Below are 12449 nucleotides of genomic sequence, written 5' to 3' on the forward strand. Positions count from 1 at the left end.
TTTCCTTATTTCGTTGTTCAATATGATCGTACTTAGAAAGTACGACCAATTTCAAACTGGATTTCTTTAGTTTCATCACCCGGTTTATCATTTAACGGGAATGCATAGCTAAGTGATAATGGTCCAATCATAGTAATCCAGGTTACACCCACACCCACGCTATAACGTAAGTTACCTAAATCAAAGCCATAGTTATCTTCACAATATTTCTTAACATCTGTAATAGTTTGGCCATTAATCATCATGCCTTTATCACCGTATACAGAGTTATTAATATTACATTTGGTATCGAAGACCTGACCACCTTCTGCAAAAATAACAGGACGTACTTGACGCGTCCAATCACCTTTAAATGGCATAGGTAATGCTAATTCAGTACCAAATTGAACTAGAGCATTACCACCAACATTTTCAGGTGAAGGATCATTCTGTTTTGTTTCTTGTAAATTTACACTGGCATATTTAGGCCCTAAAGTACTATTGTCATAGCCTCGAACAGAACCATAACCGCCGGCATAGAAGTTTTTATAGAATGGTAAATCGTTACCATAACCCAGCTTACCATAACCACGAAGCACAAAGCCTGATTTACCAATCGGTAAGAATGCTTGTGTATCATAAGTTAATTTTTGATAGTCAACATCACTACCTGGCAGGCCAATTTCAAGACCTACTCGGTGAGACATACCTGATGTTGGGAAAATCGGTCTATTTAAAGTGTTATATGACCAACCCAAGTTTAAATTATAAGTAAAGAACTCGCCATCAAAAGCACTATCATATTCTTTAAAACCACCTTCACATGTATCAGGTATTGGTTGATTTGTTTCAGGGTCAGTCTCGGTCTTACCAGTTGGACACCAATTCGACTTACCAGTTGCCTTACCACCATTTGCCAATAAATAGTCACGCACATAGGTAGAAACATAAGGGCCAGTCGTTACTTTAGTATTATCAATACCTAGAGATGCACTTAAGCTTTGGTTTTCATCAATTGGATAACCAAAGCTTAAACTACCACCAAAACTATCCGTTACGTAGTTGTTAACGTTATAGTTATCATTTAACTTAGTTTTACGATAATAAACGTTATAACCACGACTTACCCCATCAATAGTAAAGTATGGGTCAGTAACACTTAGATTATAATAGTCTTGAGTTTCTGAACGAGACAAATCAATTGCAACTCGGTTACCAGTACCCATAAAGTTAGTTTGACTAAGTCCAGCTTGGAACGTAATACCACCATTTTGTGAATAACCTACAGCTAATGTGGTAGTACCTGAATGTTGTTCTTCAACATTTACGTTCAAATCGACTTGGTCAGGAGAGTTTGGAATACGGGCAGGCTTAATATCAACTGTTTTAAAGAAACCTGTACGCTCTAAACGAACTTTAGACAAATCAATTTTTTCATTACTTGCTAAAGCACCTTCCATTTGACGCATTTCACGACGTAATACTTCATCAGAAGTTTTACTATTACCAGTAAAGTTAATACGACGCACTGTCACTTGCTGACCTGGGTTTACATAATAATTTAAGTCAACCACACCAGTTTCATTATTAATTTGCGGAACAATATTCACATCAGCAAAGTAATAACCTGCGTTACCATACTTTCGTAGAAGTAATTGCTTAACTGCATTTACCTTTTCTTGTGAATAGGTATCGCCATCTTTATAAATTTTTAGTGCTTGTAACTCTTCAGGCTTATAAAGCGCATCACCTAAGAATTTAGTTTGACCAAATTTAAATTGGTTACCTTCCTCAACAGCAACTTCAATAAAGATATGTTTTTTATCTTCACTAATATTAAGCTGGGAATTATTAATATTAAAATTAATATAACCCTTGTTAAGGTACATAGCACGCAATGCTTCAAGGCTTGCAGCCATTTTCTCACGCGCATAACGGTCATTACGTGTAACGATTGAAGCCCAACCACTTTCTTTAACAGCAAATGCCTGTTTGATTTCACTGTCTTTAAAAACAGTATTACCAATTACATTGATATCAAAAACTTTTGCTGGCGTTCCTTCGTTAAAATTAAGTTTTAATTCAACGCGGTTATTTGGTCGCGCAACGGTATCAACAGTAACACTAGCATCATAACGACCTTGTTGGGTGTATTGCTGCTCTAATTCTGTTTGAATGGTTTGCAAAGCAGATTTCTTAAAAACCTCACCTTCTGCAACACCCATTTTTTTAAGGCCTTGTTCTAATGCCTCTTTAGGAATAAGTTTATTACCCTTAAATTCGAGTTTTGAAATAATAGGGCGTTCAATGACATTAAAGACCAAAGTATCGTTATCTTTTGATGCTTTAATATCATCAAAAAGACCCGTGGCATACAATGTTCGAATTGCTTCGGCGATCATCGGTTCATTAACGCGATCGCCACTGTTGATTGGCAACATGGTATAAACATTTGCAGGAGTAAGACGGACTAAGCCGTTTACACGAATATCTCTAACAACGAAATCATCAGCTGCATATGCTTGTTGTACCGCTGCCATAGCGCTAACAAGTGCCAAAGGCATTAAAAAATGTGTGTGCCGCATGCCAGTTTTTTCCAGTAAGTTATAAATCCATATACGTTTACAAACGCATAAAGTCATTAAATAAAGCTAAAAGCATCATACTACCGAGCAGTACCATACCAATTTTTAGACCAAACATTTGTATTTGTTCAGAAACAGGTTTCCCTCGAATAGCTTCAATAATGTAATACACTAGATGACCACCATCTAACATTGGAATTGGTAATAAGTTTAAAATTCCAAGACTTACACTCATTAAAGCCATAAAAGAGATAAAAGTTTCCCATCCCATTTCTGCACTTTGTCCAGCAACTTTTGCAATGGTAATTGGGCCAGAAAGATTTTCTAATCCAATTAATCCTTTAACCATTTTCACTATTGAATTCAAAATCATGCTAGAGATTTGGCCAGTTTTATCAAGTGCCATTTCAAAAGCTTGTATTGGAGTATATTGAATTGTTTGCTTATATTCGTCAGGAATTGTAATTTTTCCAGCATCACTTTTTACACCAAGTACACCATTGACCTGTCCCATATTATCCCGCTTTCCTTGCGGCATAACTTGTAAATGCACTAATTGCGCATGGCGTAAAACATCAATATTAAGCAATTTTTCTGGAGAACGCTGTACGACTTCAACAACATCAAACCAATCTTTCATAGGCTGGCCATCAATCGCAACAATACGATCACCTACTTTCATTCCTTGACGAATAGCCGCACCATCTTCTGTTAAATCTGTTACCACAGCAGGAATTACAGGACGATAAGGCAAGAAGCCTAATATATCCAATGCAGATTCATTCTGGTTTTTTAAAAAATCTTTAATAGGTAAGACAAAATTTTTCTCTGTACCTGCACGATCAACATCGATATTTATAGTACCTGTCTCGCCTACACGATCAATTAAAGCAAAGTTTAGTTTTTCCCAAGTTGCAGTCTCTTTTCCATCAACAGCAATAATTTTGTCCCCCACATGCAATTGAGCCTCTGCAGCTGGAGAATTTGGAATAATTTTACCAATTTTGGTATTTAATTGTTGTTGTGCTGGTAAAAACAAAACCCAAAAGAGAAGTACAGCAAAAATTAAGTTAATTAGTGGCCCTGCAGCAACAATAGCTATACGTTTCCATGGTTTTTGTCTATTAAAAGCATACGGTAGATCTTGTTCTGCGACATTACCTTCACGCTCGTCCAACATTTTGACGTAGCCACCTAAAGGTAAAGCAGAAAGCTGATACTTGATACCCGATTTTTTAGAGGTCCATTTCAATAAAGTTGGACCAAAACCAATTGAGTAAACTAAAACTTTAACCCCAAGTTTGCGTGCAACCCAGTAATGGCCAAACTCATGAATTGCAATTAAAGGACCAAGTAAAAGAGCTGCTGCTGCAATCATAAAAAGCGCATTCATTTCAGCCTCCAATACTTGATATATATTTCTGAGCTATAGATCGAGCCACTTTATCTTTATCTAAAATGCACTCAATGCTTTCAGCTGCGGCATTCTCTAACTCTTGCAAAGTATGCTCTACCACTTGTGGAATATGTGTAAATCCAATCCTTTCCTTTAAGAATGCTTCAACAGCAATTTCATTTGCCGCATTCAAAATGGTAGGTGCCAAACCTCCTGCACGCATTGCTTGTCTTGCTAAATTTAATGCAGGAAATTTTTGGGTATCGGGCGCCTGAAAATTAAGTTGAGAATACTCAAATAAATCTAAAGCAGGAACACTTGTTTGTAAACGCTCAGGCCATGCTAATGCATGTGCAATTGGCGTACACATATCAGGATTACCCATTTGTGCTAATGTTGAACCATCAACATACTGCACCATAGAGTGAATAATACTTTGTGGATGAACAACAACTGTAACAAAATGTTCAGATATTGAAAATAAATGACACGCTTCAATTAACTCCAACCCTTTATTCATGAGAGTAGCCGAGTCAACTGAAATTTTTTGCCCCATTGACCAATTTGGATGTTTACATGCTTGTTGGGGTGTTACATGTTCCAACTGTTCCAAGGAATGATTTAAGAATGGGCCACCAGATGCTGTTAGCAATATTTGAGATACGCCTAGTTGTGGTTGTCCAGTTCTCTCAACTTGTAAATAGTTATGAGGTAATGACTGAAAAATGGCATTATGCTCTGAATCCACTGGTAATAATAATGCCTGATGATCACGAGCAGCTTGCATCATGATTTCACCAGACATAACCAATGCTTCTTTATTTGCAAGCAATACTCGTTTACCAGCTTTAACAGCTGCCAAAGTAGGCAACAGTCCCGCTGCCCCGACAATTGCTGCCATAACAATATCAACATCTGTATGTGATGCGATCTCAACCAGACCATCTTGCCCAATTAAAATATCAATACCTTGTATATTTTGTTGAGCAAATAAGGTGGTTAGTTCAACTATTTTCTGTTCAGGAACAACGACCACTTTAGGGCGGAACTGTTTGCAGATTTCAACAAGTTCAGAAATTCGACTATGTGCCGAAACTGCAAAGACTGAATACTTATCTGGATGTTGGCTTAAAATTTTTAATGTACTTTGCCCAATAGAACCAGTTACACCCAATATGCAAACAGATTGTGTCATCTATAAATCTACACCAATAAGCTTTAATATATACATTCCCGTTGCAAAAATCGGGGCTGCCGCGAGTAAAGAATCAATACGATCCAACACACCACCATGACCTGGCAAAACACGGCCAGAATCTTTAATACCAGCACGGCGTTTAATCATCGACTCAAATAGATCACCTAATACTGAACCGAATACTGTGACTAAAGATAAGATCAGGAATAAAAGTTGTTGAACCCAAGTTAAGTTTAAATATTGATATTGCACTACAAGCATTACAATAATTGTAGTGAGAATACCACCATATAAACCTTCTACTGATTTATTAGGGCTTACCGTAGGTGCCAATTTTCTCTTACCGAATTTACGACCTACGAAGTAAGCTCCACTATCTGCACCCCATACAAGCAAGAACAAATACATCAACCACCATGGTGAGCTTTGCCATACTACAAAAATTGCAGTCACTGCTGCACAGATAAGAATTAAACCAATGACATAAAGGGTCGCGTTATACCACCCATCAAATTCAGGAAAGGACTTAACCCAATATACACTAACGAGCCAAGTTAAAATTGAAGCAGACCATAGCAGTAATGCAATGTCGTGAAAGAACAAGGCAACGCCCGAAACAAAAGCAACAAGTAGACCATAACCCCATGCTTTAGGTTTTACTACGGCGCCAGCTTCATGAGGCATCAACTTATACCATTCATACCCCGCAACCGCTGCTGCTACAATCATAAGTACCAACATTGGATAATGTGATTGCGTAGCAAACATACAGCTTAAAACAACTGCAACAAGTACCAATGCGGTAACAATCCGCTCTAACATTATAATTTCTCGATTTTCTCTTGCTGAATTTGTTCAGATGTTTTACCGAAACGACGTTCACGCCCTGAAAAAACATTCAGTGCATGATCGAATTCCTCGACTGTAAATTCCGGCCACAAAGTATCCGTAAAATACAGTTCCGCATAAGCTGCTTGCCATAACAAGAAGTTAGATATACGGAAATCTCCACCTGTACGGATCAACAAGTCCACAGCTGGCAGATCGTTTAGACTGACATATTTTTCGAACAAATCAACATTTATTTGATCAGCGTCAATTTCACCACGTGAAACTGCTTGGGCAACTTGTTTAGCTGCATTTGCAATATCCCACATACCCCCATAGCTAATCGCAATGGTTAATGTCATGGTGTCATGATGTACTGTTTGTTGCTCTGCATCTTCCATTAAGGCAACTAAATGTGAAGGTAATCTAGAACGATCCCCTATAAAACGCAAAGCAATATTGAATTTCTTCATGCGAGGTATTTGCTCATGAATGGTTTCTTCAAGAAGCTTCATAAGCAGATCGACTTCATATTGTGGTCGATTCCAATTTTCACTCGAAAATGCAAAAACAGTTAAAGCACGGACACTAGTTTTTATACAATGTTCAACAATAGGATCAAGAATATTTTTACCTTCTCGATGCCCATCACCTTTTTGCATTTGATTTTTCTTTGCAAAGCGGTTGTTGCCATCCATAATGATGGCAACATGCTTAGGAAGATGATACTCTTCTGATTCGGTCATAAAATTAGACCTTCATCAATTCTGCTTCTTTCGCTGCAAGACGCTTATCTACTTCTGCAACATATTTATCAGTGATTTTTTGGATATCATCACCTGCACGACGCTCATCATCTTCAGAGATTTCTTTCTCTTTCAATAATGCTTTGATATCACCTAAAACATCACGACGAATGTTACGAATAGCAACTTTTGCATTTTCAGCTTCACTGCGTGCAACTTTCTGCATATCACGGCGTGTTTCTTCAGTTAAAGCTGGTAAAGGTACACGGATTGAATCAGCAGTAATTGGATTCAAACCTAAATCACTTTCACGAATTGCTTTATCAATAGCAGATACCATTGTACGTTCAAACGGTTGAACGATAAGCGTACGAGAATCTTCAACACCAACGTTCGCTACTTGGTTTAAAGGCACATCAGAACCATAGTAAGGAACCATTACCCCATTTAAAATTGATGGGTGTGCACGGCCGGTACGAACTTTAGCAAACCCTTGTTCCAAAGACTCAAGAGTTTTCATCATACGCTGTTCGCTGTCTTTTTTCAGATCGTTAATCATATGATCTTCCTTACTTATTTATTCAAGGATGTATATAACAAATTTAATTTAGCGCTAGTATAAAGAGCTTTGCGGCACACGTACATTATTTAGTAACGCGTGTACCCTCTTTTTCACCCATTACAACTGATAAAAGCGCACCAGATTTATTCATATCAAATACTTGCAATGGCACATTGTGGTCACGGCATAAGCAAATTGCTGTTAAATCCATAACACCTAACTTCTCATCTAACACCTGATCAAATGTTAAATGATCGTATTTCACTGCATCTTCATATTTGCTTGGATCTTTATTATAAACACCGTCTACTTTGGTTGCTTTCAAAATTAAATTTGCTTCAATTTCAATACCACGTAGACATGCTGCTGTATCAGTTGTGAAGAATGGATTTCCTGTTCCCGCAACAAAAACACAGACCTCGCCTTGGCTTAAATGACGGATTGCATCACGACTTGAGTATGACTCTACAACAGTACCAATTGGTAGTGCAGACATAAGACGAGTTCTGATGTTACGACGCACCAATGCATCACGCATTGCCAAACCATTCATGACAGTCGCAAGCATACCCATTTGGTCACCTGTTACACGGCCAACCAAACCATCTTTTTGCAACTGGCTTCCACGATATAAGTTACCGCCACCAACAACGATACCTACTTGCACGCCCAAGCCTACCAAATGCGCAATAGAAAGTGACATCTGATCTAAAACTTGAGCATCAATACCCATATCTTTATTACCTGATAAAGCTTCACCAGATAATTTTAATAAAATTCGTGAATAACGGGGGCTGATTGTTTCCGCCATGATTTTGCTCCAAGACCTCTTAAACTGAATGCTTTTTGAATCGCGATTCGATTAGACCGATTTAATTTTAATTAACTTTGCAAATAAGTCGTATTCATCCGCATCGGTAATTTCGACTTCCAACATATCGCCTGGTTGAATCGTGCTCTTATCGATATCTTCTACAAAGACATTACCGTCAATTTCCGGAGCATCGGCATAAGAACGTGCAACAGCAACAGGATATTCATCTTCCAAACTATCGACCAGTACAGTCATCGTTTGACCAATACGTTTTTGTAATTTGGCAGCAGATATTTGCTGCTGCACTTGCATAAAGCGCTCGTAACGCTCTTGCTTAATTTCTTCTGGCACATGATCTGGTAAATCATTTGCCGTAGCGCCTTCTACTGGTGAATAGGTAAAGCACCCTACACGATCAAGTTGAGCTTCAACCAACCAATCGAGCAAAATCTGGAAGTCTTCTTCAGTTTCGCCTGGAAAACCAACCACAAAAGTAGAACGGATTACAAGATCAGGGCATTTTTCACGCCATAATTTAATTTTTTCTAAAGTATTTTCACTATGCGCCGGACGTTTCATTAATTTAAGAACACGTGGGCTTGCATGTTGGAAAGGAATATCGAGGTATGGCAAGATTTTACCTTGAGCCATCAAATCGATTACTGCATCAACATGTGGATATGGATATACATAATGTAGACGAACCCAGATTCCAAGCTGACCAAGTGCTTCACACATGTCAAAGAATTTGGTTTTTACAGGTTGGCCATTCCAGAAGTCCAACTTATATTTAGTATCTACACCATAAGCTGAAGTATCTTGTGAAATAACCAAAATTTCTTTCACACCTGCGCGTTTTAATGCGGCAGCTTCTTCTAATACGCTACCAACCGGACGTGATACTAAATCACCGCGCATGCTTGGGATGATACAGAAGGTACAACGATGGTTACAGCCTTCAGATATTTTCAAATAAGCATAATGTTTAGGTGTTAAACGGATACCTTGCTCAGGAACAAGATCAATAAACGGATTATGTTTAGGCGGTGCTGGCACATATTCATGTACAGCTTCCATAACGTCCTGGTAAGCTGCTGCACCAGTGACTTTTAAAACATTAGGGTGCATTTGACGAATTTTATCTTCGTCTTTACCCAAACAACCTGTAACAATAACTCGGCCATTTTCACTCATGGCTTCGCCAATTGCATCTAACGATTCTTGTACTGCAGATTCAATAAAACCACAGGTATTAACAACAACTAAATCAGCACCATCATAATCTGATGCAACTTGATAACCTTCAGTCTTTAACTGAGTTAAAATTCGTTCAGAATCTACCAATGCCTTAGGACAACCTAAAGAAACAAAACCGACTTTGGGGGTCTTCATGAATCTGCGCTCCACTTGAATGCGCGTATTGTATGTCTTTTCTCGTCTCAAGCATAGGTGGAAACCCCACTCTTTGTGTAATGCACCAAAATACAACCAATATTTGCACCAAAACTCAATATTGCACCAAGTTGGATCATGATATTATTGGTATATACATCCATATTTTTGACCAAAAGATATTAAGAACGATTTTAGAGCGCTTTAACTACGCTTGAAACCTTAAAATAATCCACAAACAAAGTTGGCGTACATTTTGCATCATGCATGTTCTATAACGGTGAAAACCGATAACTAATGAAGATGCCATTGCGCCATTTTAAGACAGGAACGATTCGCTAATGGATCAACACACACCTATCGACTATCGCCTTTTGGTAGACAACTTAACTACTGCGATTTTACTAATCGATAGTAACTTTAATATTTTTTATTTAAATTCTGCTTGTGAAGCACTTTTTGACATTAGTTTGCTTCGCGCTTCTGGACAACCGGTTTTAAATTTACTTCATGCCCCTGATGATACTTTTAATACACATGAAGCGTTACTCAATACTCTAAAAACAGGACAGCCTTATACACGTCGTGAAGCTGTAATTAATGTCAACTTTAAAGACTTACATGTTGATTATACGGTTTCACAGTTAAATGCAGGCAAAAGCTACCACCCGCTCTTACTTATTGAGCTAAATCCAATTGATCGGATGTTGAAAATTTCTAAAGAAGAAAACCTAATTCAACAACATCAGGTGGCTAGACAACTGGTTAGAGGTGTGGCTCATGAGATTAAAAATCCTCTGGCTGGTATCAGGGGTGCAACTCAGTTACTTGCTCGTAGTTTAAATGACGAGAGTTATGCTGAATTTACAGATGTCATTATTAATGAGGTAGACCGTCTCACCAATTTAGCAGACACTATGCTAGGTTCAAGACAACTGCCGAGTTATGAAAACGTAAATGTGCATGAACCTTTGGAACGTGTACGCTCTTTAATCGCAAATCAAACCAAGAAAAAAATCAAAATTACGCGTGACTATGATTTATCTTTACCGGATGTAAAAGCCGATCGAGATCAACTTATCCAAGTCATGCTCAATATTAGCGTTAATGCAATTCAAGCCATCACAGAAAATAAATCTTTTTTTATAGATCAAGAGCCTGAATTAATTTTACGTACCCGAATTCAACGTCTAGTCACTATTAATGGTGTACTCAATCGCTCTGCGGTACGAGTCGATATTGAGGACAATGGACCGGGTATTCCCGAAAGCATTTTAGAGTCTGTGTTTTATCCTTTGGTTACAGGACGAGCAAAAGGCACAGGCCTTGGCCTGAGTATTGCACAGAACATCATGCATCAACATAACGGAATGATTGAATGCCAATCAGTTCCTGGAAAAACAATGTTTAGCTTATATTTACCTTGGGAGTCAGACCGTGTCGCGAAATAAAATATGGGTTATTGATGACGATCGCGCCATGCGATGGGTACTTGAAAAGACCTTTAAAGAAGAAGGATTTGACGTCACCAATTTTGAAGAAGCTCAAACAGCACTCGAACGTTTACATCTTGATGCGCCGGATGTCATCTTAACTGACATCCGTATGCCAGGCATTGATGGGTTAACTTTCTTATCTAAAGTAAAAAACTCTCATCCTGATTTGCCTGTGATCATTATGACAGCGCATTCGGACTTAGAGTCTGCTGTATCTAGCTATCAAACTGGTGCATTTGAGTATTTACCAAAACCGTTTGATATTGATGAAGCTTTAGCTTTAGTCAATCGAGCAATTTTACATATCAATAAATTGCAGCAACAAGAGGCTACAAAAACTGCTTCTCCGCTACAATCGACAGAAATTATTGGTGAATCTCCAGCTATGCAAGAGGTTTTCCGAGCAATTGGTCGCTTATCTCAGTCGCATATTACCGTTTTAATTAATGGTGAGTCAGGAACAGGTAAAGAATTAGTTGCACATGCTTTACATAAGCATTCACCACGCAGAGCCAAACCATTTATTGCTCTAAACATGGCAGCAATTCCGAAAGACTTAATTGAAACGGAATTATTTGGCCATGAAAAAGGTGCTTTTACTGGCGCTAATACTCAACATCAAGGTCGCTTTGAACAAGCCAATGGCGGCACTCTCTTCCTTGATGAAATTGGTGACATGCCATTTGAAACACAGACGCGATTACTACGTGTACTCGCAGATGGTGAGTTTTACCGCGTTGGCGGGCATATCCCTGTTAAAGTTGATGTTCGGATCGTAGCGGCAACACACCAAGATTTAGAAAAATTGGTAAATGAAGGTCGCTTCCGTGAAGACTTATACCACCGTCTAAATGTAATTCGTATTCATATTCCTAAGCTTGCACATCGAAGTGAAGATATTCCGATGTTAGCTCAACATTTCTTGGCTCGTGCTGGTAAAGAGTTAGGCGTAAGTCCAAAGATTTTACGTACCGAGACAACTGACTATATGCAGCAATTACCATGGCCCGGTAATGTTCGTCAGCTTGAAAATACCTGCCGCTGGTTAACCGTCATGATTACTGGCCGTGAGGTTTACCCAGAAGATTTACCTTCAGAACTTAAACAAGTTCCACTCCAAAAAAATAGTGAAGCTAGCCAACCTGCTCCATCTTTTGAGCGTATTTCTTTACATCATTGGGATGAGCTACTAAGTCAATGGGCAATTCAAAAACTCAAAAATGGCGAAATGAAGATTTTGGATATTGCTACACCAATGTTTGAGCGTACTTTAATTAATGCTGCACTACAGCAAACTCGTGGGCGCAAACGTCATGCAGCCGAGCTATTAGGTTGGGGTCGTAACACTCTAACCCGAAAGTTAAAAGAACTAGGTATGGATTCTGCTGATGACGATGATGAGGATGAACACAAAGTAACTTTGTCTGAAGCTTAATAATCATTCGTAAAAGAA

The 12449-nt window shown here is 38.5% G+C and carries 10 protein-coding genes; 2 read left to right on the top strand and 8 right to left on the bottom strand.

Annotated elements, in window-relative coordinates; genetic code table 11:
* Positions 1–32: 32 nt before the first annotated feature.
* The 8 genes from bamA to rimO all read right to left on the bottom strand — a co-directional run bounded on the left by bamA (position 33) and on the right by rimO (position 9500).
* Positions 33–2564, bottom strand: a complete 2532-nt coding sequence (bamA, locus tag ABLC00_RS10475) for an outer membrane protein assembly factor BamA (RefSeq protein ID WP_033846584.1) — start codon at positions 2562–2564, stop codon at positions 33–35.
* Positions 2565–2601: 37 nt separating this feature from the next.
* Positions 2602–3957, bottom strand: a complete 1356-nt coding sequence (gene rseP, locus ABLC00_RS10480) for an RIP metalloprotease RseP (protein WP_004708405.1) — start codon at positions 3955–3957, stop codon at positions 2602–2604.
* A gap of 1 nt (position 3958) precedes the next feature.
* Positions 3959–5155, bottom strand: coding sequence for a 1-deoxy-D-xylulose-5-phosphate reductoisomerase (ispC, locus tag ABLC00_RS10485; RefSeq protein ID WP_004708403.1), 1197 nt, complete (start codon positions 5153–5155; stop codon positions 3959–3961).
* Complete coding sequence (locus ABLC00_RS10490) at positions 5156–5980, bottom strand: phosphatidate cytidylyltransferase (RefSeq protein WP_002049666.1); 825 nt, start codon at positions 5978–5980, stop codon at positions 5156–5158. It lies immediately after the preceding gene.
* Positions 5980–6732 (bottom strand): polyprenyl diphosphate synthase, encoded by a 753-nt coding sequence (gene uppS, locus ABLC00_RS10495; protein WP_004708401.1) that lies wholly within the window; start codon positions 6730–6732, stop codon positions 5980–5982. Before uppS ends, ABLC00_RS10490 begins: the two co-directional genes overlap by 1 nt.
* 4 nt (positions 6733–6736) lie before the next feature.
* Complete coding sequence (gene frr / locus ABLC00_RS10500; RefSeq protein WP_002049637.1) at positions 6737–7291, bottom strand: ribosome recycling factor; 555 nt, start codon at positions 7289–7291, stop codon at positions 6737–6739.
* 85 nt (positions 7292–7376) lie between these two features.
* A complete protein-coding gene (pyrH, locus tag ABLC00_RS10505) occupies positions 7377–8105 on the bottom strand; it encodes a UMP kinase (protein ID WP_000852257.1) in 729 nt (242 codons plus the stop codon).
* 51 nt (positions 8106–8156) lie between these two features.
* Positions 8157–9500, bottom strand: a complete 1344-nt coding sequence (rimO, locus tag ABLC00_RS10510) for a 30S ribosomal protein S12 methylthiotransferase RimO (RefSeq protein ID WP_000856678.1) — start codon at positions 9498–9500, stop codon at positions 8157–8159.
* 341 nt (positions 9501–9841) lie between these two features.
* Here rimO and glnL point away from each other — a divergent pair, with 341 nt between their 5' ends.
* On the top strand, positions 9842–10951 hold the full coding sequence (gene glnL / locus ABLC00_RS10515) for a nitrogen regulation protein NR(II) (RefSeq protein WP_002049598.1): 1110 nt from the start codon (positions 9842–9844) through the stop codon (positions 10949–10951).
* Positions 10938–12431 carry a nitrogen regulation protein NR(I) gene (gene glnG / locus ABLC00_RS10520; protein ID WP_348941102.1) on the top strand — a complete coding sequence of 498 codons (1494 nt, stop codon included), beginning with the start codon at positions 10938–10940 and terminating at the stop codon, positions 12429–12431. The genes glnL and glnG overlap by 14 nt, the downstream gene beginning before the upstream one ends.
* Positions 12432–12449 lie beyond the last annotated feature (18 nt).

It is taken from the genome of Acinetobacter nosocomialis (assembly GCF_041021905.1).
Lineage (GTDB): Bacteria > Pseudomonadota > Gammaproteobacteria > Pseudomonadales > Moraxellaceae > Acinetobacter > Acinetobacter nosocomialis.

Excerpts from the sequence above, each read along its gene's own strand:
- uppS (WP_004708401.1), bottom strand. The coding sequence starts at position 6,732 with ATGACCGAATCAGAAGAGTATCATCTTCCTAAGCATGTTGCCATCATT.
- pyrH (WP_000852257.1), bottom strand. The coding sequence starts at position 8,105 with ATGGCGGAAACAATCAGCCCCCGTTATTCACGAATTTTATTAAAATTA.
- glnL (WP_002049598.1), top strand. The coding sequence starts at position 9,842 with ATGGATCAACACACACCTATCGACTATCGCCTTTTGGTAGACAACTTA.
- rseP (WP_004708405.1), bottom strand. The coding sequence starts at position 3,957 with ATGAATGCGCTTTTTATGATTGCAGCAGCAGCTCTTTTACTTGGTCCT.
- ABLC00_RS10490 (WP_002049666.1), bottom strand. The coding sequence starts at position 5,980 with ATGTTAGAGCGGATTGTTACCGCATTGGTACTTGTTGCAGTTGTTTTA.
- rimO (WP_000856678.1), bottom strand. The coding sequence starts at position 9,500 with ATGAAGACCCCCAAAGTCGGTTTTGTTTCTTTAGGTTGTCCTAAGGCA.
- frr (WP_002049637.1), bottom strand. The coding sequence starts at position 7,291 with ATGATTAACGATCTGAAAAAAGACAGCGAACAGCGTATGATGAAAACT.
- bamA (WP_033846584.1), bottom strand. The coding sequence starts at position 2,564 with ATGCGGCACACACATTTTTTAATGCCTTTGGCACTTGTTAGCGCTATG.
- ispC (WP_004708403.1), bottom strand. The coding sequence starts at position 5,155 with ATGACACAATCTGTTTGCATATTGGGTGTAACTGGTTCTATTGGGCAA.